Genomic DNA, 26,161 nt, shown 5'->3' on the forward strand with positions numbered 1-26,161 from the left:
GTTATTTACGCACGCCTTCGATAGACAGTTCAATTTCCACATGGGTTGAGGCCGGCCCTAGGTCTTGCTCTATGCCATAATCGGCCAGGGCAAAGCGAGTGTGGCCGCTAAAGCCGGCGCGATAGCCACCCCAAGGATCTTTACCTTCACCCACCTTGGTTACATCAAAACTGATAGGTTTTGTCACGCCATTTAGAGTGAACTCACCGCTTACCTTGGCATTATCAGCATCAGTAAACTCAATATTGGTGCTGGTAAAGGTGGCCGTTGGGTGTTTTTTCACATTGAGGAAATCACCACTGCGCAAGTGCTTATCACGCTCAGCATGATTTGAATCGACACTGGCGGTGTCGATCACCACCTTGATTTTAGACTCATTGGGCTTTTGCGCATCATAGCTGAAGTCACCGGAAAAGGTGTTAAAGCGGCCATAAAGCCAGCTATAGCCAAGGTGTTGAATTTTAAAATTTACAAAAGCATGGGCACCTTGGGTATCGATAACATAATCCGCAGCGCTGGCAGCACCACTGGCGGCCATCATGGCCGCAGCCAAAGTTAGTTTAGTTAGAGCTTTATTCACATTAATCTCCTTTTTTCGCTTTCAACATACGTACTAATGTCTGATCGCGATTAATAAAATGGTGTTTAAGGGCCGCCAAGGCATGTAAACCCGCAAGAATAACCAGGCTCCAGGCCGCGTTTTCGTGCACCATGCCGGCAATATCTTCTTGATTGTTAACAAACTCCCCTAGCGATGGAACGCTAAACAGGGAAAAAACCTCAATACCGCGACCATCTGCCGTAGATATAAGATAGCCAGAAATAAGTATCACCACCAATACCAGGTACAGAATTATGTGCACCCAATGGGCAAAACGATTTTGCCATATTAAGCTGCTGTCCACCGGTTGAGGCCGTACCTGAGTTAAACGCCAGAGCAGACGCAGCACTAACAGCAGCGCCAGGGTCAGGCCTATGCTTTTATGCAAATCAGCCGAGCCCTTATACCAGCTGTCGTAATAGCTTAAATCGACCATATACAGGCCTAAGCCAAAAAGTCCAAAAATGGCGATGGCCATCAGCCAGTGCAAAGCAATGTGCATCCAGCCATAGCCATGCTCAGTATTATTCAACATACTTCTACTCCTTATTAACTCTAGCTTATCCCAGCCAATGCCTTGTGAACATGGCGCCAAGGCGCTAAGTTCTGTGCATATATGCACAAAAAAAGACGTTTACTGAGATTACAAGCTCAGCTTAAATAGCCAGTCCTCGACCTCAACACCGCCAATACAATAACCATTATAGGCGCTTGCAACCTGGGTAAAGCCGCATTTAAGCAAGAGTGCGCGCGATGCCAAATTTCCCGCAGTAACCGTGGCCTTATATTGAGAAATAGCAAAATGCCGCTGGCCATGGACGATCAGAGCTTGTAAAGACTCACCGCCATAACCCCGGCCTTGATACTCGGGTAAGAGTAAAAAACCCAGCTCGGCGCTGTGCTCGTCTTGAGGTAAAAAGCCGGTTACTCCTATCTCCTTGCCGTTTTCGTTAAGTATTGCCCAGGCCCGCCAGCTATCAGCCTTTGCCTCTGATGCCAGCCGGGCGTCAAAGCGCTCTCTGATCTGCACAAGTTGCGGAAGGTCAGCGACATAGCGCATCACCTCAGGCTCTTGATGAAGCTGTAAAAAAAGTGGCCAATGCTCTTGGCGTAACGGCTGGTGTACCAGTCTTGACGACTCAAAAGAATCTAGCTGCATTAGCATCTCCCAAAAACAAAAAAGCCGAGCAACAAGGCTCGGCTTTCAAACTAGCATAACTTACTGGGTATTAAAGCTTTTTAATGCCCATGTTATACAGGGTAAAGCCATAGATATCGGCGTACTGCTCGATTATCTTACTAGTCGGCGTGCCTGCACCGTGACCGGCATTAGTTTCAATGCGGATCAACACAGGGTTTTCACCTTGGTGCTTAGCTTGCAGCTCGGCGGCAAACTTGTACGAATGCGCTGGTACCACGCGGTCATCATGATCGCCTGTGGTGATCAGAGTCGCTGGGTAGCTGGTGCCCGCTTTTACATTGTGTACCGGTGAATAGCCTTTAAGGTAATCAAACATTTCCTTGCTGTCTTGCGCCGTACCGTAATCGTAGGCCCAACCCGCACCGGCAGTAAAGGTGTGATAGCGCAGCATATCCAGTACACCTACTGCAGGTAAGGCAACCTTAAACAGCTCCGGGCGTTGCGTCATCACAGCACCTACCAATAGACCGCCGTTAGAGCCACCACGTACCGCAAGGTAATCACTTGAGGTGTAGTTATTAGCGATCAGGTACTCGGCCGCGGCAATAAAGTCGTCGAATACGTTTTGCTTTTGCATTTGCGTACCGGCTTTATGCCACTGTTTACCGTACTCACCACCGCCACGCAGGTTAGCTACAGCGTATACGCCGCCTTGCTCTAACCAGGCTGCCGTAGTGGCCGAGAAGCTAGGAGTCAGGCTCACGTTAAAACCGCCGTAACCATAAAGAATGGTTGGGTTTTTACCGTTCAGCTCAGTGCCCTTTTTAAAGGTCAGGATCATAGGCACCTTAGTACCGTCTTTTGAGCTATAGAAAACCTGCTTAGACTCATACAGCGCTGGGTCAAACTTGGCGCCTGACTCCTTATACACAACCGAGTCACCACTGTTCACATCAAAGCTGAAGATGGTGCTTGGCGTTTTATAGTTAGTGAAGCTGTAATATAAGGTGGTTTGATCTTTTTTACCGCTAAAGCCAGAAGCCGTGCCCATGCCAGGTAGCGCGATTTCACGTACTAGCTTGCCGCTTTTATCGAACTGCTTCACCTGTGAAATGGCATCAACCATATAACGCGCGAAGAAGAAGTCGCCACCTTTAGAGATGTTCAACACGTTTTCTGTTTCAGGAATAAGGTCCTGCCAGTTTTTAGCCGTTGGATCCTTAATATCAACGGTCACTACGCGCTTATTCGGCGCATCCTTGTTGGTCACGATAAACAGGGTATCACCCTTGTTATCCAGTACCGAGCTGTCGTAGGTCAGGTCGTCGATAATGGTAACCAGCTCGCTGTTTTCCTTGCTTAGGTCTTTAATAAACAGCTTGTTACCCGATGTAGATACCGCAGCTGAAATGACTAGGAAGCGCGCATCCGAAGTTACCTCGGCACCAACATAACGGTGTTTTTGCTCATCGCTGCCACCAAAGATAAGGGCATCGTCTTTTTGCGCCGTACCCAGCTTATGGTAGTAGAGCTTATGTTGGTCGGTTTTCGCCGACAATTCACTGCCCTTAGGCTTGTCGTAGCTTGAATAATAGAAGCCATCGTTACCAAACCAGGAAATAGCGCTGAACTTCACATCAACCAGGGTCTCACCAATTTGTTCCTTGGTTTTGGTATCCAGAATAATTACTTTACGCCAGTCACTGCCGCCTTCAGAGATTTGATAGGCTGCCAATGAACCATCTTCACTAAAGCTGATACCCGCCAGTGATGTGGTGCCATCGGCGCTAAAGGTGTTAGGGTCTAGGAAAACTTCCACTTCACCCTCACCCTTTTGGCGATACAGTACGTATTGGTTTTGCAGGCCGTCGTTTTTGTAGAAGTAGCTATAGTCACCTTCGGTGAATGGGGCGCTGACCTTTTCATAGTCCATCAGAGTCTTAAGGCGCTGCTTAAGTTCGTCACGAAACGGGATCTGCTCCAGGTAGCCAAAAGTAACCTTGTTTTGCGCTTCAACCCATTGTGCCGTCTCGCTGCTCATATCGTCTTCTAACCAACGATATGGATCTGCAACCTGCTGATCGAAGTAAGTGTCAACCACTTCACCTTTACGTGTAATTGGGTAGCTGATGGCCGCTGCTGCAACCTGAGTTTGCTCTACTTTTTGTTCTTGTTGGGCGCTTGCCTCTGCCGCCGGTTTTTCGTTGCAACCAGCTAGGGCCACACACACGGCCACAGCCAGTGTTCTTTTAAGCATAAAAAATCCATTCTTGTTGTAATAAATCGACTTACGTTAGCGGCTAGAGGGCCATTTGTCTAGTGTCTTGCGGGCAGGTACAAGGGATGAAAAAGATTTGTGGGGACTAAAAAAGAAGAAAACCAACTCGACGGGCGATGTTGGTTATCTTTGGCAGGAAAAACTATGACTAATTATTAACCTAATTGTGCAAAAGTGTCTCTATTGTTTCGTTATATAGATATACGCGTTTTGAATTGCAGCCAGGTACGGGCTAATAACAAAATGACCTAAGACTCACCCCGTTCCTTGGAGCTGAGCTTATCGCGAAAATCCAGGATTTTTGACACGCCGGCGCCGAGCTTCATCAAAGTGGAGAGTTTTTCAGGGCTTAAGCGCTGCAGCTCAGAGGCCCATTCGGTGATCATTTCCAGTAAATCATGGATTTCTAAGAGCCTTTGCTGGGCATAGCGTTCCTGCTGATCCCTTGGTTCATCAAGGAAGTTATCGCGCAACAGGCTCAAGGTCGGGTCAATTTCGCGCTTACGGCGCTGCTCAAATACACGGTTGGCCATTTGCCAAATGCTGCCCGCCGGCTGGTAATACTCTTTACGATCGCCCGGCTTATGCCGAGTGGCGATCAGCTGCCAGGAGTTCAGCTCTTTAATACCCATGCTGACATTACCGCGGGAAATATGCAGGGTTTGCGATAATTCATTGGCACTCAGAGGCTCCTCGCTGATAAGCAGCAGCGCATACATTTGGCCTATGGTGCGATTAAAGCCCCAGCGACTGCCCATCTCACCACAGTGCATCACAAAGGCCTGCATTTTATCTGTTAGTTCCATCACCAACCCCAAATGTTCATTATGTTCTGAAAGTACCTCATTCTAACAACTCCATTCAAGCATGTACTACACTTAACCTAGTCGACATCAAATAAAGCATAAAAAATCATCTTAAATACACATAGTTGCAGTTACAATAAGGACGATGTGATGAGAATCTCGCCTTCACAAACATAGGGGGACATATGTTTAATTATTCCGGTGCCAATGGTTCATATCAACTAACCCGACAAGGAGATGTGATAGTCAGCCAGTTCAGCGGTGCCATCAATGAGCGCATGATAGCCACTTTTGCCACTCAGTTAGAAACCCTGGTGAAAGAGCATCAGCTTGAACGTTGGGGTTATATCAGTAATTCCAAGGATGTACTTGCCGCTACACCCGAGGCACAAGTGCTTATGGTGTCTGTGGCCGAGAAGATGTTTTCCCATGGCTGCCAAGCCGCCGCCTTTGTGATCAACTCTGCCATTGTCATCAATCAGTTAGAACAAATTCGTCGTGCCTTGGGGCGCGCCAATAGCGCCAGCGATATCGTCTTTGAAAATTTCGATGACGCCCTTGTCTATATTCGCAATAAGCTCGCTGAAAACTAGCCTCCAGCCCTTTTTAGTCGCCTTCAAAGTTAAGGGCGCGCCGCCTCAATATATGCTCTAGCCCCTTTGTCAACAAAGGCAATTTGGTTGACAATCCCTGCCAAGACTCTAAGCTGCGCCTACACAAAGACAATAACAGGAAGGGTTATGAGCAACACCATTTATCCCATTGGCACACCGGGTGAACCCTGGGGCCCAGAGCACAAGCAGCAGTGGCTTGAGGCACAAAAAATCCACCGCAGTTATCAGGATGAAGTCGTCACTAAGATTCAGGCGCTAAGCGCTCAGTTTGAGATTATCGAATACGGACTGCTTGCTTATCAGCAAGACTACCCTCTCTTTGCTCTTAAGCATAAAAATTGGCAGGCCGGGCGCCCTATTGCCCTGGTTACCGGTGGCGTACATGGTTATGAAACCAGCGGCATTCACGGCGCTTTAGCCTTTGCCGCCGAGCTCACCCCAGAGCATAGCCAAGCCTTCAATATTCTTGTGGTTCCCTGTGTAAGCCCTTGGGGTTATGAAACCATTAACCGCTGGAACCCGGACGCAATCGACCCGAACCGTTCCTTTTATGAAGGTTCGCCGGCCCCCGAAGCTCAGTTGCTGCTCGACTTTATCGCCCCTTTTAGCAGCGATGTGCTGGTACATATAGATCTACATGAAACCACGGATACGGATAACTCCGAATTCCGCCCGGCCTTGGCGGCAAGAGAAGGTACGACCAATAACAATTGGAATATTCCCGATGGTTTTTATCTGGTGGCCGACACCGAGCGCCCACAGCCGGAATTCCAAAAAGCCATTAACGCCAAGGTGGCAACGGTCACCCATATTGCCGAAGCCGATATCAACAACCAGTTGATTGGCGTGCCCATTTCCGGCCATGGAGTGATTGAATACGCCGGGCGTAAACTTGGCCTGTGTATGGGCCTGACTTTAGCTCCTTATGTCACCACCACCGAGGTCTACCCGGATAGCCCACGCAGCACACCCGAAAACTGCGTCGCCGCCCAGGTTGCCGCCGTGGTTGGCGCCTTGGATTTTGTTCGCGCTTTATAAACAGCGCTTAGGGTTACAACCCTAGGGTCTGTTGACCTTTGTTGTTTGTTTCTGCAGCAGTTTGTAGTGAGTTTATACAAGGCGGCACATGTGTAGTGTAGTTATTCTACATAAACATGTAACAACACAGTAGAAATGCGCTACAAGCGCTGCCCTACGGGTTCATCTAAACGCATCCTGCTCTGTGTTGCTCGCTATGAACATAGAATGACTATGCATCATAACGAGCGTCGTGATCAGAATGCGTTTAGATTGAACATAAAGTAAACCGCAAAGATAAACAGACCCTAGGTAGACACAAATAATAAGACCCAGCGCTAAACTGGGTCTTTTTTTGCTGGCTATCTTGCTGAAGCTACTACTTATAAAAACGGGTTTCTTTGCGAATACTCTGCTGCTCGCCGTCACGTTCACTGATCACAAAGCTAAAGGGTGTGACCTTACGCTCGAGTAATTCACCATCAATGCGCACCGTGACCGGCACCTCTTTTTGCTCACCCGGTTGCAATCTTAATTGCCCGTGCAGCTGCAACTGACCCTGCTCCAAACCCTCAAGACTCAAGGTATATTCCTGAACTTGCTGGGATTTATTGATTATAGAGATACGATACGGGTTTTCCACCTGCCCCTGATAATCAACCCGGGATAACTCTCCCCTGTCGCGCGTGATATAAGCTTCCAGCGCCGTACGGCCATTGAGCCAGATAGCCATCACCACAAACACCAGCACAGTCATCAAGGCATAACCCACCAGCTTTAAGCGCCAAATTGATGTCCGGCCACCGTTTTGCTGATGCTCACTGCGATAGGCGATTAAGCCCTTAGGATAATTAAATTTCTCCATGGTTTGGTCACAGGCATCGATACACAGGCCGCAGTTAATGCACTCGTATTGCAAGCCATTACGTATATCTATGCCAGCTGGGCACACCTCAACACACAGATTACAGTCGACACAATCTCCTAACCCCAGTTGTTTCGGGTCAGCCTTGCGCTTTCTTGGCCCTCTGGCTTCACCTCTGTCCTGATCATAACTTACAACCAAGGTGTCTTTATCAAACATCACGGATTGAAAACGCGAATAGGGGCACATATAGATGCACATCTTTTCCCGCAGCCAACCGGCGTTACCATAGGTGCACAGGGTAAACAGGAAAACCCAGAATAAGGTGATACCACCCCAACTCAAGTCCAGCAGGTCGCTATACAGTTCGTGCGCGGGAATAAAGTAACTCATAAAGGTGGTGGCGGTGAAAAATGCCATCAATAACCACACCAGATGCTTGGCGCCCTTGCGTGTCAGCTTATCGGCACTCCAGGGCTGAGCGTCGCGTTTTATACGTTGGTTGCGGGTGCCCTCAAGGCGGTGCTCAACCCAGGTATACATTAGCATCCACACGGTTTGTGGGCACATATAGCCACACCAGACACGGCCCAGCCAGTTGGTAATAAAAAAGAGCGCAAAGGCCCCCGCCATAAAGAGCCAGGCGACCAGCATAAAGTCCTGCGGAAAAAAGGTGGCGGAAAAAATTCTAAACTGCTGCTGGGCAACATCGAATAACACTGCCTGCTGGCCCTGATAACTCACCCAGGGCAACCCGATAAAGGCCAGCATCAAACACCAGCTTAAAATACGGCGAATACGCTGAAAGCGCCCCTTTTGCTCACGTACATAAATCGGCCCGGATTGCTTATAGGGCTTAATGATCAGGTCTTCTTCTTTAACATCAAATTTCATATTACTTGCTTTTACTAACTAGGGAACACAGCCCCTATCGCAAGTGTTGTGCCAGGTAAGATTCAAACTCAACACGTTGTTTTTATTGGCTATTTTCAAATTGGAGAGCAAGTTAGGTAACGACATTCCGCCACCAGTATCGAAATATCGTCACCCCAACTAAAAACGCGCAGAAAGGTGCTCTATAAGGAGGCCTGACAGGTTAACCAGAGAAAGAGCGGTGTATCTAATTGAATGAGGGTTGATAGTGACGTTGTATACTCGCAAACTGTTAGGAGCTAAGAGCGGACGTCAGAGCTAAGAGCGGACGCTCACTTTTTTACTGAAAATACTGTCTATATACCCACAACCCTTTAGTTTCTCCCATAGTCAGGAAAACGACCCAATGGGTCGTTTTTGTCTTGCCCACACCTCTAAAACTTCGAACAACTTAAGTTCTGGCAAACACTTCTTAAATTTGATATCAATAGCCAGAGGATAAAAACGAGACAGATTACGATAAAAAACGACCCAATCGCTCGATATTATAATTTATGCGTATAGAAAGGAGAAATAAATGGGATTTTTTTCAAGTATAAAGCAGGGAGCTTTCCTTACTCAATGCAAGGTTGCGTGTTTAAAGCATGGTTTTGAGAAAGCTAGTGCCGAATTGTATGTCGATATGGGGGCGGAAATGTTGCTGGATTGCTATAACAACAATTTAAAGCCAGAAGCCGCTCTCGGAGTGCTAAGCGTTATGGTGTTAAAAGACAAATCAGGTGTACCAATGCAAATGTTAGGTGCAGCTGATAGATACGCAAGATCTTTTATTAATTCTTATCCTTACGAAGCAATGACAAGTCAACTTCGAGACGCCTTGGCTGTTGCTAAAAACGCATAACAAGTTGCTTCAGTTCGTTGCGGCCCTTCAGGCCTGCACCGGACTGTCACCGCTACGCGGCGCCTGCCGTTGAGTAAAACGTTAGCTGCTGGACTTAAGGCCCCACTGTCACACTTCGCCCCACTCAAGCTATCCGCGGCAGATCCCAAGCTTTTTCATCTTCGAGCGTAAGGTACTTGGCGCCAATGCCAAGACTTCTGCGGCGCCGCCACGGCCATTAATACGGCCCTGGCATTGGCTTAACACCTCTTCGATATATTGCTTTTCGTGCTCGGCCAGAGTCTGCATGGCGCCATCTAAAGGCTCTGCGGCTGCAAATTCCATCATCAAGCTGGGTACTTGCAAAATCGGCCCCTGATTTAAAATAGCGGCGCGCTCCAGAGTATTTTGCAGCTCACGGATATTGCCCGGCCATGAATAACGCTTAAGCATGGCCAGACTTTTCTTGCTGATCCCAGTGAAACTGCGAGTTAACTTTTGCGACAGCTTGGCCAGCAGCTGAGCCACCAGCAGCTCCATATCCTCGATGCGCTCACGCAGCGGCGGCACGGTTAAGGGAAAGACATTAAGGCGATAATAGAGATCCATACGAAAGGTGCCTTGGTGCACCATTTGCCATAGATCCCGGTTGGTGGCGGCAATCAGGCGAATATCCACCTTGATGGTTTCCTGCCCTCCTAAACGCTCGAATTCCTGCTCCTGTAACACCCGCAACAGCTTACCCTGGGCCGCCATGGGCAACTCGGCAATCTCATCGAGAAACAAGGTACCGCCGTCGGCCAGCTCAAAGCGCCCTTTACGTCTTTGTGCGGCGCCGGTAAAGGCGCCCTTTTCATGGCCAAAAAGCTCGGACTCCAACAGGCTTTCGGCAAACACGGCGCAGTTGACCTTGACCAAGGGAGCATCCCGGCGCTCACTTTGGGCATGGAGGTGGCGCGCCACCAGCTCTTTACCGGTGCCGTTTTCACCGAGGATCAAAACGCTGGCATCTGTTTGTGCCACCAGCTCAATCTGCTGCATCATGGTGCGAAACGGCGCCGACTGACCAACCAAGTCGCCGTGCTGCCAATCCGCATTGAGCTCTTCTAACAGATAACGGTTCTCCGCCTGTAACTGTTCGCTTAACTGACTTACCCTTTGCAACGCTTCACGCAAGGCTTGCTCCGTACTGCGCTGGGTGGATACATCACGAAATATCGCCACTGCACCAATCAATTGCTGATCCTTATAAATAGGCGTAGAAGTGTATTCAACAGGAAACAGGCTGCCGTCCTTGCGCCAGAATACTTCATTGCTAACTTGGCGGGTTTGTCCATCGAACATGGTGCGATAGATGGGGCATTGATCGTCTGGGTAATCACTACCGTCGGCATGGCTGTGGTGATGAAACTGGTGGATCTTTTTGCCCAGCAGCTCGTCTGCCTGCCAGCCTGTCATGCGCTCCGCGGCGGGGTTAATAAAGACCGCATTGCCAGTGAGATCGAAGCCATAAATGCCCTCGCCGGCGGCATCAAGTAATAGACGGGGATCGTGAAGAAAGTGTTTTAATGAAGAGTCCATGGAAAATGTGCCAGCAAGTAACGATATGTCGTCATTTTAGGGCTTGCTCACACATTTTCGCAAGGTTTAAATCAAGTGCATTAGAGCCCGGAAGTCAGGGTGATCACCCCAGGGTTAACCTCTAGTGCCAACTTAAAGCGTGACAGCAAGGCCTGTTTCGGGTCTTGCTTATTCAGACTATACACAGGATATTGGCTCAACGCCTGAGTCAACAACTGCTGCACCTGCTCAGACAGGGGCGCCAACTTACCGCGGTAACCCATGGCATCTATCTCCGCATTAAGGATTTTAAAATCCTGCAAATAGATGGCATCCTGCTTCGCATTAAAATACGGCGCAGCGGCAATGTTTAAGCGTACTCGCACCGGCACCTTTAGCGCCAAAGCCTGCATCATCACAGTATTATCCAGCGCCAGCTCAATGCCATTGGGGCTATGCTCAGGGCCGATTTGCACACCAATATCGTTCACCGTCAGTTCCATGGGCACACCCATTACCGTGGCATTGGCGCCATAACGGTCGCTTTGTTGTAACAGGCTCTGCTCAAGCTCGCCGCTCGTTAAAGAAAATACACTCAAGGGTGCATGACTGGCGCAGCCGCTTAACAAAGCGACACCAGCCAATACCATACCCACTAACCATTGCTTCATACTGATACCATCTTATCTAAAACTATAACCAAGCGCTCAATCTCGCCTTGCTCCCCCTGACAAATACCCTGCCCATTAACGCCCACGCCAGCTAACCAAGCAAGTAATAACTCCTCGCTGGTGTGCTCAACGCCGTGGTGCTTATTATCAAGCATGCTCACCTGCTCTTGCATACGCTGCGTAGAAAGCGACTCTGGGCTGGCCAGATTATTGGTGATCTCCAGGCGTAGCACCAACTGCCCAGGGGTTAAATCCAAGCGGCTGCCACTTAACCAATCTGCAGGCACAGCCTGTTGCTCGGCCAAAGCGATGCGCAACTCTTGGAAGTGACGACTTTGCAACGCCTGCTCTTTGGCATTCAGTGCCGCCTCGATTCGTGTCGCAAGTTGCTGCTGTTGGCCTTGCAGTTCGCGCACTAATTGCAGCTGCTGCACATCATTAAGCAGGTGTTGCAAATCCGCATTGCTTTGCGCCTGCGCCAGTTGTTGCTCAAGGGCTTCAAGGGCACTCACCTGCTCCGCCTTTTGCTCAGCATGGGCTTGTTGCTGCTGTGCCTTAGTGGCATCGCGCTGGCTGAAAATACCGTCATTTACACGACGAAAGGCCTGCCACAACTTGCGCTCTTTAGCGTTACCGGCAAAACCGATTTGTTGCCACTGCTGCTGTAGCTCTTTAAGCTTGTTGGTGGCTGCAAACACGTCACTGGTGTCCAAAGCTTCCGCCTGCTGTAAAAGTGCCTCTTTGGCATGAGCATTGTCTTGATAGAATTTGGCTACACGCTCGGCCATATCCCCTTGGGCATTGCCAAATGCCTTACTCAATTTATGGTAGAGCTTACTTTCTATGTGCTTGGCGGCGCGCCATTGTTTTAATAGCGCGTTAAACTGATGTTCCAGCTCCCGCGTCTCAAGCTCACCGGCACGCTCACTCAGGCTTTGCATCTGTGCGATTAACTGTTCGCGCTCGGCCATGGCCAGTTCTTTCTGCGCTTGTTGTTCAGCAAAATACTTGCGACAAGGGGCAAAAGCCGCCTCAATCGCCTGCTCAAATGCTTCTTTCGCCTGCTGCGCCACCTCTGGGCCCAGCAACTGCCAGCTTTTACGTAAACGTTTTACCTGAGCTAAACGCTCGTTGGCATCATCGCATTCACCCTGTGCCAGCTCTTTCGCCGCTTCAAGTAACTGCTCCTGCTGCGCTTCACCGGCATACTGGTGCCAGTCTTTGGCATCATCCAGGGTTTTGGCAAGGCTTTCGTATTCGCGGCTTAGATCATTTTGAAAATGTACTGCCAATTGCTCATATGCTTCTTGCAGACCATTGAACACGCCAAAGGCAACGCGGTAACGGCCCTGATTAATAAGACGTCGTATATCTCGCGCCTTTTTACGCGCCACGCTCTGCAGTTGCTTTTGCTCCTGGATCAGAGTGTCATTTTGGCTCTGCCAGTGCTTTTTAGCCTGATTAAATTGTTGCTGCCATAGCGCCGCCAGCTCTTTGGGAAGTGCCTTAATGGCCTGCTGTAGTTGCGCACGTAGCTCGGCTTCGGCGTTAAGCGCGGCATCAAGCTCACTGATATCTGCGGGGACGCTTAAACTAGAGTAGCCTGCCAGCTGCTCACGCAGGGCATCCACGTCTTGCTCATAGGCCGCCAGCTGCTCGACCTGCTTAAACAGACGCTCTAGCTCTTGCTGCTGACTTTGCAGCTCACTACCTGCCTGCAAGTCTTGGCTTTGCAACATGTCCTTGGCCTGGGCTACTTTCGCATAAAGCCAGTCGGTTTGAATTTGCTCATTACCATCGAAACGCAGGGCCATGGCATTGCTGATCTCTTCGGACAAGGCACTGAGATTAGCCAGCGCCAAAACGCTGCGCTGCTTGGCTAGTTGCTGCGCTTGCTCTTGCTCATACGCGACCTTTAGTTTGTCGCTGTGCGCGCTGAGTTTGGCCGCCAGCTGCGTATACTTGCTTTGTGTTTGCCCGCGCAGCTCTTCGTCCAGCCACGCTAGCTCTAACTGCTGAAATTGCTTTTCCAGCTGCAGAAACTGGCTGTTAACCAGCTGATAATCGGTTTTTTCACGCAAGGCATTGAGCTTGGCAAGAATCAGCTTAACCTGCTCGGCCACCTCGAGCGGCATCTGCGCTTGGCGTTGCTGCTCGTCAATTACCTTTTGCAGCTTGTCTTTGGCCTCGCCCTTGGCGACCTTAAGCAGTTTTTCGGTTAGCTGTAATTTCAGCACCAGCTCACACAATTGCAGCTGCAATGCGTCATCCGCGCTGCGAAATACCTGCTCCAGTAAAGGTGCTTTGTTTAAACGGGTTAACAACTTGATTTTAATGGTGGCGGTTTTTTCTTGCAGCGCCAGTTGCTCCAAGGTTTTATCGGCGGCAAAGCGGTCGATATAACGCTCTTTGTCGGTATCGCTCAGGGCATTCGGGCTGGCCAAAATAGCCTCGGCCACTTTTTGGTTAGCAAGACGTTTGATGCTCGGCTCACCGTCTTGTTGGCACGCCTGCCACCAAAGACTCACATCGTTGAGCTTTTTCAGCGCCGCGGTACGCACATTGGCACTGGGATCTTCACAGGCCAAGGTTGTGATTATGTGTGCATCCTGTTGTTTGTCTAACTGGGCTAATGCGCCAAGTCGGGTGGTTTCTTTTGGATGCTTCCACTTGGGTTGGAATAACTGTTTAAAGATCATTTTCACTGAACCTGGCTATTTCGTTTTCGGCCTTAAATTGCTGCTTTAATTCTTTTTTCGACTTTTGCACCAACTGGCCGTCGGCGCCAACGGTAAATTGTTCATCGCTTTTGAGCACCTTGGCTTGATAGAGCATCACCAGTTGCACTGTTTGCTCTTTTTGTTCGTCGCTCAATGCTGTTCCATCAGGCCACTTCCCGGTCGACGCGCCATATTGAAGACGTTCAAAAACTTCAGGTGTAATTGACTGAACTAACTGCTCTATATTCATAATTTCTTTCTTTTCAAAAACACTAAACGGACACGGTTAACTAAATACCACACCACACCAATTGCAATCGCGGCGTAGCATGCATTTTGCTGCCAAGAGCCTGGAACTGGATGTTGCCAGTAAAGCACTAAAAACCCACCTAGAAACAGAATGAGGGCAACAAACGACTGATTCATTAATGATTGATGCTGTTGAAGTTTGGTGCGCGCAGCAAGGCGATGTTGGGTTTGTTCGTCCATTTCACCAACCGCTGCGTTGCAATGGGGACAAACTTTGTGTTTGTCTGAAATCGACTTCTGGCATTGCGGACAAGAAATGATTGCCATGCGTACTCCTTAGTGCAATTGCACGCCATAAAAAAGGCGCTCTATGGCGCCTCATTGTACTGGTTTTATTTGTCGATGTCTTTTTTGAATTTGCGCCAATTGTTTATATAAGTAAACGACCTTAGCCCCTTGCGCTCATCAAAAAATGAAAACTAAATTATTTTGGTTCTTTCGTTTGCTTAGCTAGACGCTTTTCCCAAAACGTCGCATTTTTGATACCCAGTTTCACAGGGTCGAAAGTAATCTCACCACCTGCTTTTTTCTGGTCTTCATAATCACGCAAACACGTTAGTGCAGGTTTAGCTACAAAGAAAATAGCCAAGATACCCACAATGTTGATCCACGCCATTAAACCTACGCCGATATCACCAATGTTCCAGATGTAACCTGAGCTATTAACCATGCCATATGACACCATGAACATAATCACGATTTTCACAATGACCAGTGGAATACTGCCTTTAACGTAACGGTTTAAGTACGCTACGTTCGTTTCAGCGATGTAGTAATACGCCAAAATAGTAGTGAACGCGAAGAAGAATAGTGCGATACCCACAAACGCTTCACCGAAACCACCGAACACTTTGAAAAGTGCCATTTGTGTGAATGCTGCTGAGCCAATTTCAGTCGCTGCGTCAACGTTTTGCACGATGAACTGGCCTGCTGGAAGCTCACCGACGATGTTGTATTGCTGCGTAATAAGGATCATGAGCGCGGTAGCCGTACATACGAAGATAGTGTCGACATACACAGAGAAAGCTTGCACAAGCCCCTGCTGTGCAGGGTGGTCAACTTCTGCCGCTGCAGCTGCGTGAGGGCCTGTACCCTGACCTGCTTCGTTAGAGTAAATACCGCGTTTTACACCCCAACCAATGGCAGCACCAAAGCCCGCTTGCGCAGTAAAGGCATCAGATAAAATTAATGAAAAGATGCTTGGCACTTTATCAAGGTTTAAGAACACCACTATCAATGCCAAGACAATGTAACCTAACGCCATAAACGGTACAACGATTTGAGTGAAGTTCGCGATGCGCTTGATGCCACCGAAAATGATAAACGCTAACACCATTAAGATGATTGCCAACGCAACAAGCTTGAAGCTGCCTACTTCACCAAAACTGGTTGTGACTATCTCACCGTTACCAAATACTTGGGTAAACGCGTTACCAACAGCATTTGCTTGAACACCTGGTAAAAACACACCACAGGCAATAATGGCAGATACAGCAAATAAAATAGCAAGCCATTTTTGTTGTAAACAACGGTCAAAGTAATACGCCGGACCACCACGGTACTGGCCGCCTTCTTCCTCTTTGTAGATTTGACCTAGCGTTGATTCTGCATATGCAGTACTAGCGCCAAGAAATGCCACAATCCACATCCAAAAAATAGCACCTGGGCCACCAAACCCAATCGCAGCTGCAACGCCGGCAATATTACCCACGCCTACGCGACCAGATAGCGATACAGCTAGCGCCTGGAACGATGAAATGCCTTTGTCTGAATCGTTTGAACTTAGAAGCAACTTACACATTTCTTTAAAATGTCTAACTTGAGCGAAACGGGTTAATACGGAATAAAATAAACCTGCACCTAGACAGAGATAAATGAGTGCGCTACTCCACACTACGTCGTTAACGGCGCTTACAAAAGCTTCCATGGATATCCTCTATAATTATATTTCTTATTTTTAGTTACTATACTTTGCCACTAGGCATGCGTAACATAAGGCAGTGAGAATTAAGCAAGCATACTTACCTCACCCTTCAACCTTTGGAATATTAACTTATACCACCCAAGTTTGTTAACACTTAATTTTCAATCCGTCCAATCTCTGAACTCAACTACAGCTTACCCTGTAAGCAAACCCTGTTTTATTTGAAGGCGTTAAACTTTGAACGCGGTTCACCTTAGCTAAATTAAAAGCAATAAAAAAGACATGGATCGTTAGCCAACCCATGCCTTTATCGCTTTAAACTCAATGATGGGCACAGGAAAAGCCTATGCCCTAGTTAAAGCCTGTTATCTCAACTTATCAACCACAGCGACTATGGCGCTTAGGGTGTCCTGACCGAACTGGTAAGAGCGACGGTCTGACCAACCATAATCCAAATCTGGCAGGTTATTATTGTCTTTAAACGGCATTTCTACCGTATAGGCCAAGGCCTTAAATTCTTCGGCAACCGCACTGGATGCCACGGTCAAGTTGGCCTCGCCCGGTGCATCCTTATCGTAACCAACCTCATCCTGGAACTCAGGGGTGATGGTTAATAGCGCTTGCTTAAAGGTATTTTCTAACTCTTCCAGGCGGGCGTCATAGCTTGGGATCCCTTCACTACCAGCGACAAAGTTATAAGGGATAGACTCATCACCGTGAATATCCAGGTGCATATCCAGACCCACTTCGCGCATCTTGTTAAGCACCAAGAAGACTTCCGGGCTCTTTTCCATGCTTGGTGTGGCCCACTCACGGTTAAGGTTTACACCGGCGGCGTTGGTACGCAAATGACCACGAACGCTGCCGTCCGGGTTCATATTTGGCACTACGTAGAATACGGCTTTGCACAGCAGTGCAGCGGCATGAGGGTCTTCGTCATCCAGTAGCTTGTGCAGCAAGCCTTCAACGAACCACTCGGCCATGGTTTCACCCGGGTGTTGACGCGCAGTGATCCAGATATTTTTCTTCTCAGCGCTTGGCTCACCAATACGCAGAACCGTCATATCGCGACCATCCAGTGTTAGGCCTAAGTTTTGCGCTTCACAAATGGCGTGGCTTTGTGCCCAGTAAATCAGGTCCAGGTGACGGTCATAGCTGTACGGTGCAAAATAGGCGAAGAACATCTGTGAGCATTCCGGCTCAACGTCGATAACCAGGGTGCCGTCTTCATAACGGGTAGGAACGCGGAACCAGGTTTGACGATCATAAGAAGCAACCGCCTGGTAATCGTCCCAACCTTCCGGATAGGCCGACTGCGCCAGATTGTTGATCTGCAAACGGTGCTCAACAAATGGCGTGGTTTCTAGGCGAAAATGAAACCACTGATAAAAATCAGACTGGTTGTCCTTATTGATCTCTAGCTGGATATTCATCGGGTTTTCACAAGCGATAACCTGGATATTACCACTGTCGAAATTACTGGTGATCTTCATTGCTGATCCTTATTGTTAATGAAATGGCCTGGCCCTTCCCTAGTAATAGGTCGGGAAAGCCAGTTTTAGCAATAAAAAAGCCGACACTCGGTGCCGGCTAGTCTTGTTCTATACGCTTATTAGCGTGGCAAGCTTGGGTGAGTAACCTCAGCCATGTCTTGCATACAACGTACAACCTGACAGCTGTAGCCGAACTCGTTATCGTACCAAACGTAAAGTACTACGCGGTCACCGTCAACAATCGTTGCTTTTGAGTCAACCACACCGGCGTAACGGCTGCCCACAAGGTCAGTCGATACGATTTCAGTCGATGCTGTGTAATCGATTTGGTCACGAAGGTCTGAGTAAAGCGCCGTGTCACGTAGGAAGGCATTAAGCTCTTCTACGCTCGTTGCTGTCTCAAGGTTCAGGTTCAAAATAGCCATTGAAACGTTAGGCGTAGGTACGCGGATAGCATTACCAGTTAGCTTGCCTTCAAGCTCTGGAAGCGCTTTAGATACCGCTTTAGCTGCACCAGTAGAGGTGATAACCATATTCAATGCCGCAGCACGACCACGACGCTCAGCCGAGTGGTAGTTATCGATCAGGTTCTGGTCGTTGGTGTACGAGTGTACAGTTTCAACGTGACCATTCTTGATACCGAACTTGTCGTTTAGGGCTTTCAAAGTAGGTGTGATGGCGTTAGTTGTACAGCTTGCCGCACACACGATCTTATCTTCAGGTTTGATATCACTGTTGTTAACACCGTATACGATGTTCTTGATATTGCCTTTAGCAGGAGCGGTAAGTAGTACTTTTGCTGAACCTTTAGCTTCAAGGTGCTGACCTAGGCCCGCTTCGTCTTTCCAGATACCTGTGTTATCAACAACTAGTGCATCTTTGATGCCGTAAGCTGTGTAATCAACTTCGCTTGGTGAGTTCGCGTAGATCACCTGGATGTAGCTGCCGTTTGCTTTAATCGCATTACGCTCATGGTCAACAGTGATTGAACCGTTGAAAGGACCGTGGATTGAATCACGACGTAACAGGCTGGCACGCTTTTCAAGGTCACCGTCTTTACCGCCGCGAACAACGATGGCGCGAAGGCGAAGATCAGCGTAAGGACCTGATTTTTCGATAAGTAGACGAGCTAGTAGACGACCGATACGACCGAAACCGTAAAGAACTACGTCACGCGGCTCTTTCGCTGCACCGGCGTTAACGATTTCAGCTAGTTCATCGTTTAGGTATTCTTCAACAGAGCGACCATTGGCTACATCTTTGTATAGGTAGTTGTAGGCTAACTTACCGATATCGATACGAGCAGAGTTTAACTCCATTTTGCTAATGGCTTCTAGGAATGGGAAGCTTTCACGTAAACGCAGTTTTGAATCTTCAAATTGAGCGACGGTTTTGTGCGCTTTGATGATATCGATGGTGCTGGCACTTACTAGCGGACGGCCATATACAGCAATTTCGATACCACGGTTGCGGTACAGTTTACCAATAATAGGTTGCATACTTTCAGCGAAGTCTTGGCGTTCCTGCCAGCTGTTTAAGTATTCTTGCTCGTGAGATAAGGTCATTGTTTCTGCCTTTGAAATTTGATTTGAACGGATATCAACCCCAGCAATTAACTGTTCTGACCACAAAGTGAGAGCGTGATCAAGGACAATATGCCTGATGCCGGGCGCCCATATTCTAATGCAAAGCGGCGACAATAACCACCTCTAGTTAGCGTTAACTCATTAGCTCACTAAGAGACAGTAAAAAATTAAAGGATTGGGATAGGAAATAGTGACGTTCAAAAACACAGTGCCGGACAGAGGCACTTAAATAAATGTACAGACAAGGAATAGCGGCCAATTTCAGGCATTAAAAAAGCAGCCCTAAGGCTGCTTTTTATGATTAAGACTTGAGCTTACTGGTACCGACTTCAACACGGGTTTTCAGTTTTTGCCCTGGCCTAAAGGTAACCACACGGCGCGCCGAAATAGGAATATCCTCTCCGGTTTTTGGGTTACGGCCCGGTCGCTCTTTCTTATCGCGAAGATCAAAATTGCCAAAGCCAGAAAGCTTGATCTGCTCCCCATTCTCTAAAGCTGAGCGGATTTCTTCAAAAAACGCTTCAACTAGTTCTTTGGCATCCTTTTTATTGATCCCCAACTTCTCAAATAGGTGTTCAGCTATGTCGGCTTTGGTAAGCGCCATATCTAGTCCCTCAACGATGCATTAAACTCTTTAGCCAAAGTGGCTACGACGTTGTCGACAACTTGGTTGATATCCTTCTCTTCGAGCGTTCTATCAACCGCCTGCAGTGTCAGAGCAATTGCCAAACTCTTATAATCTGGCTCTATACCTTTGCCCTTATACACATCGAATAAGTTTAGGTCAACCAATTGATTTCCGCCAACTTTTTCTATCGCGGCCAAAACATCACCGGCATTTACTTCGTCTTTGACTAAAATCGCGATATCGCGGCGGTTCGATGGGAACTTTGAAATAGCCTGTGCCTGTGGCAACACGCGGTTATTAAGCGCGGCAATTTCAATTTCGAACACAAATGCGGTGCCGTTAATACCCAATTGCTTATGCAATTGTGGGTGTAAAGCGCCAATAAAGCCAACCTTTACGCCATCGGCATAAATGGCCGCGCTTTGACCTGGGTGCAAACCATCACAGGCCTCGGCTTTAAAGCTAAAGCGTGCACTGGTATTGCACAGCGCCAATAAGGCCTCTACATCGCCTTTGACATCGAAGAAATCCGCTGCACGGCTATCCAGATCCCAATGCTCGCCATAACAACTGCCGGCAACCACGCCACCAATCACAGCCTGCTGCAATACACCGTTTTCGGCGTTTTCATCAGCAATAAACTTCAGTCCTTGCTCGAAGAAGCGAATACGTGGCTGTTGGCGATTCTGGTTATACACCAAAGTATTTAGTAGGCCAGGCATTAAAGACTTACGCATCACCGACATTTCGATAGAGATAGGATGCGGTAAAACCAGGCTGTTTTCTTCACCGTGAATGGCATTTTGCACCTTAGGATCAACGAAGCTATAGGTAATTGCTTCTTGATAACCTCGGGTTACCAAGGTGTCGCGCATACGCTTGATGGCAACATCCGCTTCTTTGTGACAGGTCATATTCAACTTGGCTAATGGCGCCTCGTTAGGAATATTGTTGTAACCGAATACGCGTGCCACTTCTTCGATTAGATCTTCTTCGATGCGAATATCAAAACGGTAGCTAGGCACATCCGCCTGCCAGGTGTTGTTGTCGAACTGCACATCCAGGCCTAGGCGGCGCAAGATATTGGTAACTGTTTCATCATCGATATGATAACCAATTACGCGGTCTAGACGCTCACGACGAAGTGTTACCGCCGTTACCTTAGGCAATTGCTCAGGGGCTACCGCTTCAACGATTGGGCCAGCCTGACCACCCACGATTTCAAGCAGCAATGCAGTAGCACGCTCCATGGCATCGCGCTGTAGGGCGAAATCTACACCACGCTCATAACGGTGTGAGGCATCGGTGTGCAAACCATAGCTGCGTGCTTGACCGGCAATCGCAACAGGGTTAAAGAAAGCACTTTCAAGCAGGATGTCTGAGGTCTTTTCGGTTACACCCGAGTGCTCACCGCCAAAGATACCAGCCATGGCCAGGGCCTTGTTATGATCGGCAATCACTAGAGTCGATTCATTTAACTTAGCCGTGTTGCCGTCTAGCAGTACCAGTTCTTCACCAGCGTTGGCGCTGCGTACCTTGATACCACCTTCTATGGCATTAAGATCAAAGGCGTGCATAGGGTGACCTAGTTCAATCAACACATAGTTAGTCACATCTACGACCGGGTCGATTGAACGAATGCCGCTGCGACGCAGTTTTTCAACCATCCACAGTGGTGTTTGCGCATCCAGGTTAATGCCCTTAAGCACGCGGCCAAGGTAACGCGGACAGGCTTCTTCATTTACCAGTTCGATGCTAATTTTGTCGTCGATTGTTGGTTCAACCGCAGGAATTTCAAGCTCTTTAACGTCAAGGTTGTTCAGTACACCCACTTCACGAGCCAGGCCTTTAATGCCTAAGCAATCGCTGCGGTTAGGCGTTAGGTCAACGTCGATAATATTGTCGTCAAGAGCAAGATATTCACGTAGGTCCTGACCGATAGGCGCATCTAGAGGCAATTCCATGATGCCGTCGCCTTCTTCGCTAATGCCTAGCTCAACAAACGCACATAACATGCCGTGTGAAGGCTGGCCACGTAGCTTGGCTTTTTTGATTTTAAAGTCACCCGGAAGAACGGCACCCACTTTCGCTACGGCCACTTTTAGGCCTTGGCGACAGTTTGGCGCGCCACAGACGATATCTAGTAGCTCGTCTTCGCCCACGTTAACCTTGGTCACACGTAGTTTATCTGCATCTGGGTGTTGGCCACATTCAACCACTTCACCTACAACCACACCTTCAAATTGACCCGCAGCGGCATCAAGGCCGTCTACTTCAAGGCCCGCCATAGAAAGTTGCTCTGCCAGTTCATTCGCGTCGATGGCCGGGTTAACCCATTCGCGTAACCACTTTTCACTGAATTTCATTTATCACGACCTCTTAACGGAACTGGTTTAGGAATTTCATATCATTTTCGAAGAAAGCGCGTAGGTCGTTAACGCCATAGCGCAGCATGGTCAGGCGCTCTACGCCCATACCAAAGGCAAAGCCGGTGTATTTTTCAGGGTCGATGTTTACCGAGCGCAATACGTTCGGGTGCACCATGCCACAGCCTAATACCTCAAGCCATTTACCGTCTTTACCTTTCACATCTACTTCCGCCGAAGGCTCGGTAAATGGGAAGTAGGATGGACGGAAACGGATTTCCATGTCTTCTTCGAAGAAGTTACGCAAGAAGTCATGCAGAATGCCTTTAAGCTCAGTGAAGCTTACGTCAGTATCTACCATCAAGCCTTCAACCTGGTGGAACATAGGCGTATGGGTTTGGTCGTAGTCGTTACGGTATACGCGACCAGGCGAGATAATACGCAGCGGCGGTTGCTCGGTTTCCATGGTGCGAATTTGTACGCCACTGGTTTGTGTGCGTAATACCAACTTAGGATTGAAGTAGAAGGTATCGTGATCCGCACGAGCCGGGTGATGAGCCGGAATATTCAGGGCATCGAAGTTGTGGAAATCATCTTCTACCTCAGGGCCCGACTTAACGGCAAAGCCAAGCTCACCGAAGAAGGATTCAATACGCTCTATGGTACGGGTAACCGGGTGCACACCGCCTGAGGCCATATTGCGACCCGGCAAGGTAACATCAATTGTTTCAGCGGCAAGTTTAGCTTCTAACTCAGCAGCACTCAGTGCTTCACGTTTAACATTGATTGCTTCAGTAACTTCTTGCTTTGCTTGGTTAATTACTTGGCCTGCGCTCTTACGCTCTTCTGGCGCCATTTGTCCAAGTGTTTTAAGTAGCCCGGTTATTTCACCTTTCTTACCAAGGTAGTTTACGCGCACATCTTCTAGGTGCGCGATTTCGCTGGCTGTTTCAACCGCCTTTAAGGCGTCAGCCAAAATCGCTTCTAAGTTCATCGGATACCTGACTAGGGTGATAATTTAAAGTGTTTATTTAGCCACTTATGATAACGAAAGGGCCGCATTGATTCTAGCCCCGCACGTCTGTTTCTACAGCTTTAGTGTGGCTTTTATAAAAGGAATGGTGAGCTTGCGTTGTGCCGCCATGGATGCGTGATCCAAAGTATCGAGTACATCCAGTAAGGCACGCATATCACGACTAAGACGCGTCAGTAAAAAACGTGCACATTCATCGGATAACTCCAGGCCGCGCATCTTGGCGCGGTTGGTTAGTGCCTGCGCCTTATCATCATCGCTCATGGAGCGAATTTGTAAGGTGGTGCCCCACTTTAAGCGCGACTCGAGATCAGGCAGATCCAAATGCAACATATCAGGCAGCAAGTCGGCGGAGATAAGCAAGAGCTTACCCGGCTCATTAAAGCGGTTAAAGAAGTTAAAAAGCGCTTTTTCCCAGGCTTCATCACCGGCTATAAGGTGTAAATCATCGATACAGACCACATCGAGGGCATCCACCCCTTCAAGCACTTGCGGGCCGTAATGCTGCACTTCACTGAGTGATAACAGCATGCTGGACAAGCCAAGCTCCTGAGCATGAACACAGGTGGCATAAAGCAAGTGAGATTTGCCGGAATCACCTAAACCGCATAAATAGGTATATTGAAACTGCTCGTTCAGATGATTAAATGACGAGCGCAGATGACTAACCTCGAGGGAATCCTCACCGCCAAAATAACTGGCATAGGTTTCGTCATCCGGCAAGGTCACCGGCAGCGCTAATTGCGAGCTAAGCATCATAGATTACTGCCACGCGTACTCGAGCGCATCATTACTATTGGAGTAGTAAAACTTCTGCGGATCGCGATAGTCGCTAAAGTAAGAATCCAGAGTTAAGGCTTTTTTGAGATCTTCCACACCACCAGTGTGGCTAATACGGATCTCAACCAGCTCTTGAGAGATGTGCATCACCGCCGCATCGGTCACTACACTTAAGCTTTTTAAACGGCGCACAGCATATTCAATATCGACAAAATTCCGAGTGTTATATAGCTTTAAGGTTTGCTGTTGCGCTTCATAGCTGGAGCTGGCATCGATAGCATATTCGCTTGCCAAAGAACCGGCTAAGGCATCGACCATATCGGCAACAACTTGTTGCTGGTCGCCCTTATGTTTGATTGCTTCAAACTGATCTTCATTGGTAAAACGCCACTCCAATTCCCAAGTATCGGAATTAGCATCCTTATAAAGGCGCCCCGAAACCACACGCTCAGCCATATAGCGCTCCGAGGCAATATCCAGAGAGCCACTGAAGTTACCCCAAACATCGGCCACGGTCACATGTTGGTGATCCTCTAAATCAAATAACGGCGTTACCACGGGCACACCACGACGAGATGCTCGCTCGGCAATTTGCTCTTGAATTTGCGGGTAAGAATCGGCTGTCATTAGTTCACGACGCCAACCATCCTCTATTGCTAACCAGATTGCCACCAAGGGACGACGATTACCCCATAAGGGTAGGCCTGCGTCACGCACCAAGGCGTTAACCTTGTTTCCATCGAATTCTACCTGTAAATAAGATTCACCCTTATTATCCGCGTACTCATATTTAGTAATGTAACTTGCAATATCGGGCAAGGCAGCACGCACTTTAGAGTTTTCGGCCGCATTGGCGTCACCTGTCACTTTAACAAGGACATTAAGCAGCGCATTTTGGCTCGCGGTAGCTCGGCTAGTTCGGGTTTTATCTTCGACTGGCTGGCGATATTGGTATAAGTCTTTGACTTCAATTGCCTGCAGCGGCAAAGCGCCAAAAGCTATAACTAGCAGTAATAAATTACGGATCACGTCGTCTTAAACCTTAGTGTGAATGCCCTGATCCTAAAACAAAGCCAGTGACAAAGCAAAGGGTTAGCCAAGATTAGTTAAGCAGCTGAATCCCTGGTTAATTAGCTACTCACAAGCGGCTAATTTTGGTGCAGTTACTCCCCTACTTTTTACTGAATTTTTAAGTAAGGACTAATGAAGCTACTTAATGAGTTTACCCCAGCAAAACAATAAACGCTGTGTAATACCTAAAAGTCAGAAAGCAAAAACCCGCTGCATTGCTGCAACGGATTTCTTTAATTAGGCGACGAGTGACCGACGATTAAGTATCGTCGCAGCACGAGGAGGTGACAAACCTGTCTGGAACAGATTTGAACAGCGTTAGCTGGCCCGAAGGGGGGAATACAGGACGTATTCAATACTGCATGGATGACCGATGTAACCAAGCTACATGGATGTATTGTTAAAACAACTCTGCTTCCCAGCCTTCTGTGAGCAACATCCAAGCGGGTTTAATATTCTGCTTTTGCAAGGCTAAAGCCTCGCCTACAGATAGCCGTGGGAGTTTTTTTATGTCGGGGCTGGCCTTCCAATCTAGTTTTCCAGAAAGCAAAAAACCCGCTCATTGAGCGGGTTTTTCTAAATAGGAGCCTGGTGATGACCTACTTTCACATGGCAAATGCCACACTATCATCGGCGCTGTTCCGTTTCACTGCTGAGTTCGGCATGGGGTCAGGTGGGTCCAGAACGCTATTGTCACCAAGCAAATTGGTTACTAATCGCATTGCAATCAGTATTAATTCGGAAAGCTTTATAAGTAATGTGTCTACTTCAGTCTTTAATTTCTAACTTCTAACTTAACAGTCTCACACCATTTTGGCGTTGTATGGTTAAGCCTCACGGGTAATTAGTACAGGTTAGCTTAACGCCTCACAGCGCTTCCACACCCTGCCTATCAACGTTGTAGTCTTCAACGGCCCTTCAGTGGAGTTAAACTCCAAGTGAGAA

At 48.2% G+C, this 26,161-nt stretch carries 22 protein-coding genes and 2 rRNA genes; 3 read left to right on the forward strand and 21 right to left on the reverse strand.

Annotation, left to right across the window (positions count from 1 at the left end):
- Position 1 precedes the first annotated feature (1 nt).
- The 5 genes from WCN91_RS12970 to WCN91_RS12990 all read right to left on the reverse strand — a co-directional run bounded on the left by WCN91_RS12970 (position 2) and on the right by WCN91_RS12990 (position 4,826).
- Positions 2–580 (reverse strand): YceI family protein, encoded by a 579-nt coding sequence (locus WCN91_RS12970; RefSeq protein WP_425416041.1) that lies wholly within the window; start codon positions 578–580, stop codon positions 2–4.
- A gap of 1 nt (position 581) precedes the next feature.
- Positions 582–1,136, reverse strand: a complete 555-nt coding sequence (locus WCN91_RS12975; protein ID WP_342679705.1) for a cytochrome b — start codon at positions 1,134–1,136, stop codon at positions 582–584.
- A 108-nt stretch (positions 1,137–1,244) separates the two neighbouring features.
- Complete coding sequence (locus WCN91_RS12980; RefSeq protein WP_342679707.1) at positions 1,245–1,760, reverse strand: GNAT family N-acetyltransferase; 516 nt, start codon at positions 1,758–1,760, stop codon at positions 1,245–1,247.
- Between the two features lie 70 nt (positions 1,761–1,830).
- Positions 1,831–3,999, reverse strand: coding sequence for a prolyl oligopeptidase family serine peptidase (locus tag WCN91_RS12985; protein WP_342679709.1), 2,169 nt, complete (start codon positions 3,997–3,999; stop codon positions 1,831–1,833).
- A 269-nt stretch (positions 4,000–4,268) separates the two neighbouring features.
- Positions 4,269–4,826 carry a GbsR/MarR family transcriptional regulator gene (locus tag WCN91_RS12990; RefSeq protein WP_342679711.1) on the reverse strand — a complete coding sequence of 186 codons (558 nt, stop codon included), beginning with the start codon at positions 4,824–4,826 and terminating at the stop codon, positions 4,269–4,271.
- Positions 4,827–5,011: 185 nt separating this feature from the next.
- Here WCN91_RS12990 and WCN91_RS12995 point away from each other — a divergent pair, with 185 nt between their 5' ends.
- Positions 5,012–5,419 (forward strand): hypothetical protein, encoded by a 408-nt coding sequence (locus WCN91_RS12995; RefSeq protein ID WP_342679713.1) that lies wholly within the window; start codon positions 5,012–5,014, stop codon positions 5,417–5,419.
- Positions 5,420–5,566: 147 nt separating this feature from the next.
- Positions 5,567–6,478 (forward strand): M14 family metallopeptidase, encoded by a 912-nt coding sequence (locus WCN91_RS13000; RefSeq protein ID WP_342679715.1) that lies wholly within the window; start codon positions 5,567–5,569, stop codon positions 6,476–6,478.
- A 358-nt stretch (positions 6,479–6,836) separates the two neighbouring features.
- Here the strand turns inward: WCN91_RS13000 and ccoG are convergent, their stop codons facing one another.
- Positions 6,837–8,216, reverse strand: a complete 1,380-nt coding sequence (ccoG, locus tag WCN91_RS13005) for a cytochrome c oxidase accessory protein CcoG (protein ID WP_342679718.1) — start codon at positions 8,214–8,216, stop codon at positions 6,837–6,839.
- Between the two features lie 556 nt (positions 8,217–8,772).
- Here ccoG and WCN91_RS13010 point away from each other — a divergent pair.
- Positions 8,773–9,096, forward strand: a complete 324-nt coding sequence (locus WCN91_RS13010) for a hypothetical protein (RefSeq protein WP_342679720.1) — start codon at positions 8,773–8,775, stop codon at positions 9,094–9,096.
- 129 nt (positions 9,097–9,225) lie between these two features.
- Here WCN91_RS13010 and WCN91_RS13015 read toward each other — a convergent pair whose 3' ends face one another.
- From WCN91_RS13015 to WCN91_RS13085, 15 genes are all read right to left on the reverse strand, one after another.
- Entirely contained in the window at positions 9,226–10,656 is a 1,431-nt protein-coding gene (locus WCN91_RS13015; protein WP_342679722.1) for a sigma-54 interaction domain-containing protein, read from the reverse strand.
- A gap of 80 nt (positions 10,657–10,736) precedes the next feature.
- Positions 10,737–11,306, reverse strand: coding sequence for a YceB family lipoprotein (locus WCN91_RS13020; RefSeq protein ID WP_342679725.1), 570 nt, complete (start codon positions 11,304–11,306; stop codon positions 10,737–10,739).
- Positions 11,303–14,005 (reverse strand): DUF349 domain-containing protein, encoded by a 2,703-nt coding sequence (locus tag WCN91_RS13025; protein ID WP_342679727.1) that lies wholly within the window; start codon positions 14,003–14,005, stop codon positions 11,303–11,305. Before WCN91_RS13025 ends, WCN91_RS13020 begins: the two co-directional genes overlap by 4 nt.
- Positions 13,995–14,276 carry a YeaC family protein gene (locus WCN91_RS13030; protein ID WP_342679729.1) on the reverse strand — a complete coding sequence of 94 codons (282 nt, stop codon included), beginning with the start codon at positions 14,274–14,276 and terminating at the stop codon, positions 13,995–13,997. Before WCN91_RS13030 ends, WCN91_RS13025 begins: the two co-directional genes overlap by 11 nt.
- Positions 14,273–14,602 carry a hypothetical protein gene (locus WCN91_RS13035; RefSeq protein WP_342679731.1) on the reverse strand — a complete coding sequence of 110 codons (330 nt, stop codon included), beginning with the start codon at positions 14,600–14,602 and terminating at the stop codon, positions 14,273–14,275. Before WCN91_RS13035 ends, WCN91_RS13030 begins: the two co-directional genes overlap by 4 nt.
- 157 nt (positions 14,603–14,759) lie before the next feature.
- Positions 14,760–16,262, reverse strand: coding sequence for an alanine/glycine:cation symporter family protein (locus WCN91_RS13040; RefSeq protein ID WP_342679733.1), 1,503 nt, complete (start codon positions 16,260–16,262; stop codon positions 14,760–14,762).
- A gap of 362 nt (positions 16,263–16,624) precedes the next feature.
- Positions 16,625–17,752: a M14 family metallopeptidase gene (locus WCN91_RS13045; RefSeq protein WP_105213517.1), complete on the reverse strand. Its 1,128-nt coding sequence runs from the start codon at positions 17,750–17,752 to the stop codon at positions 16,625–16,627.
- Positions 17,753–17,871: 119 nt separating this feature from the next.
- Entirely contained in the window at positions 17,872–19,317 is a 1,446-nt protein-coding gene (locus WCN91_RS13050) for a glyceraldehyde-3-phosphate dehydrogenase (RefSeq protein ID WP_342679738.1), read from the reverse strand.
- Between the two features lie 322 nt (positions 19,318–19,639).
- Complete coding sequence (ihfA, locus tag WCN91_RS13055) at positions 19,640–19,942, reverse strand: integration host factor subunit alpha (protein WP_342679740.1); 303 nt, start codon at positions 19,940–19,942, stop codon at positions 19,640–19,642.
- Between the two features lie 2 nt (positions 19,943–19,944).
- Positions 19,945–22,332, reverse strand: a complete 2,388-nt coding sequence (pheT, locus tag WCN91_RS13060; protein ID WP_342679742.1) for a phenylalanine--tRNA ligase subunit beta — start codon at positions 22,330–22,332, stop codon at positions 19,945–19,947.
- Positions 22,333–22,345: 13 nt separating this feature from the next.
- The gene (gene pheS / locus WCN91_RS13065; protein ID WP_342679744.1) at positions 22,346–23,326 is read right to left on the reverse strand and encodes a phenylalanine--tRNA ligase subunit alpha; all 981 of its coding nucleotides are present in this window, start codon (positions 23,324–23,326) and stop codon (positions 22,346–22,348) included.
- Between the two features lie 93 nt (positions 23,327–23,419).
- Positions 23,420–24,121: a DnaA regulatory inactivator Hda gene (hda, locus tag WCN91_RS13070; RefSeq protein WP_342679751.1), complete on the reverse strand. Its 702-nt coding sequence runs from the start codon at positions 24,119–24,121 to the stop codon at positions 23,420–23,422.
- 6 nt (positions 24,122–24,127) lie between these two features.
- The gene (locus WCN91_RS13075) at positions 24,128–25,174 is read right to left on the reverse strand and encodes a DUF2066 domain-containing protein (protein ID WP_342679746.1); all 1,047 of its coding nucleotides are present in this window, start codon (positions 25,172–25,174) and stop codon (positions 24,128–24,130) included.
- 628 nt (positions 25,175–25,802) lie between these two features.
- Positions 25,803–25,917 (reverse strand): 5S ribosomal RNA (gene rrf, locus WCN91_RS13080).
- 122 nt (positions 25,918–26,039) lie between these two features.
- Positions 26,040–26,161 (reverse strand): 23S ribosomal RNA (locus WCN91_RS13085); the annotation flags it as partial.

This window comes from Pseudoalteromonas qingdaonensis (genome assembly GCF_038739665.1).
Classification (GTDB): Bacteria; Pseudomonadota; Gammaproteobacteria; order Enterobacterales; family Alteromonadaceae; genus Pseudoalteromonas; species Pseudoalteromonas qingdaonensis.

Bases quoted from the DNA above. Each gene is read 5' to 3' on its own strand.
- WCN91_RS13030 (WP_342679729.1), bottom strand. From the start codon at position 14,276: ATGAATATAGAGCAGTTAGTTCAGTCAATTACACCTGAAGTTTTTGAA.
- hda (WP_342679751.1), bottom strand. From the start codon at position 24,121: ATGCTTAGCTCGCAATTAGCGCTGCCGGTGACCTTGCCGGATGACGAA.
- WCN91_RS13010 (WP_342679720.1), top strand. From the start codon at position 8,773: ATGGGATTTTTTTCAAGTATAAAGCAGGGAGCTTTCCTTACTCAATGC.
- pheS (WP_342679744.1), bottom strand. From the start codon at position 23,326: ATGAACTTAGAAGCGATTTTGGCTGACGCCTTAAAGGCGGTTGAAACA.
- WCN91_RS12985 (WP_342679709.1), bottom strand. From the start codon at position 3,999: ATGCTTAAAAGAACACTGGCTGTGGCCGTGTGTGTGGCCCTAGCTGGT.
- WCN91_RS13020 (WP_342679725.1), bottom strand. From the start codon at position 11,306: ATGAAGCAATGGTTAGTGGGTATGGTATTGGCTGGTGTCGCTTTGTTA.
- WCN91_RS13040 (WP_342679733.1), bottom strand. From the start codon at position 16,262: ATGGAAGCTTTTGTAAGCGCCGTTAACGACGTAGTGTGGAGTAGCGCA.
- WCN91_RS12980 (WP_342679707.1), bottom strand. From the start codon at position 1,760: ATGCAGCTAGATTCTTTTGAGTCGTCAAGACTGGTACACCAGCCGTTA.
- ccoG (WP_342679718.1), bottom strand. From the start codon at position 8,216: ATGAAATTTGATGTTAAAGAAGAAGACCTGATCATTAAGCCCTATAAG.
- WCN91_RS13045 (WP_105213517.1), bottom strand. From the start codon at position 17,752: ATGAAGATCACCAGTAATTTCGACAGTGGTAATATCCAGGTTATCGCT.
- pheT (WP_342679742.1), bottom strand. From the start codon at position 22,332: ATGAAATTCAGTGAAAAGTGGTTACGCGAATGGGTTAACCCGGCCATC.
- WCN91_RS13000 (WP_342679715.1), top strand. From the start codon at position 5,567: ATGAGCAACACCATTTATCCCATTGGCACACCGGGTGAACCCTGGGGC.
- WCN91_RS13025 (WP_342679727.1), bottom strand. From the start codon at position 14,005: ATGATCTTTAAACAGTTATTCCAACCCAAGTGGAAGCATCCAAAAGAA.
- WCN91_RS12995 (WP_342679713.1), top strand. From the start codon at position 5,012: ATGTTTAATTATTCCGGTGCCAATGGTTCATATCAACTAACCCGACAA.
- WCN91_RS13015 (WP_342679722.1), bottom strand. From the start codon at position 10,656: ATGGACTCTTCATTAAAACACTTTCTTCACGATCCCCGTCTATTACTT.
- WCN91_RS13050 (WP_342679738.1), bottom strand. From the start codon at position 19,317: ATGACCTTATCTCACGAGCAAGAATACTTAAACAGCTGGCAGGAACGC.
- WCN91_RS13035 (WP_342679731.1), bottom strand. From the start codon at position 14,602: ATGGCAATCATTTCTTGTCCGCAATGCCAGAAGTCGATTTCAGACAAA.
- ihfA (WP_342679740.1), bottom strand. From the start codon at position 19,942: ATGGCGCTTACCAAAGCCGACATAGCTGAACACCTATTTGAGAAGTTG.
- WCN91_RS12990 (WP_342679711.1), bottom strand. From the start codon at position 4,826: ATGGAACTAACAGATAAAATGCAGGCCTTTGTGATGCACTGTGGTGAG.
- WCN91_RS12975 (WP_342679705.1), bottom strand. From the start codon at position 1,136: ATGTTGAATAATACTGAGCATGGCTATGGCTGGATGCACATTGCTTTG.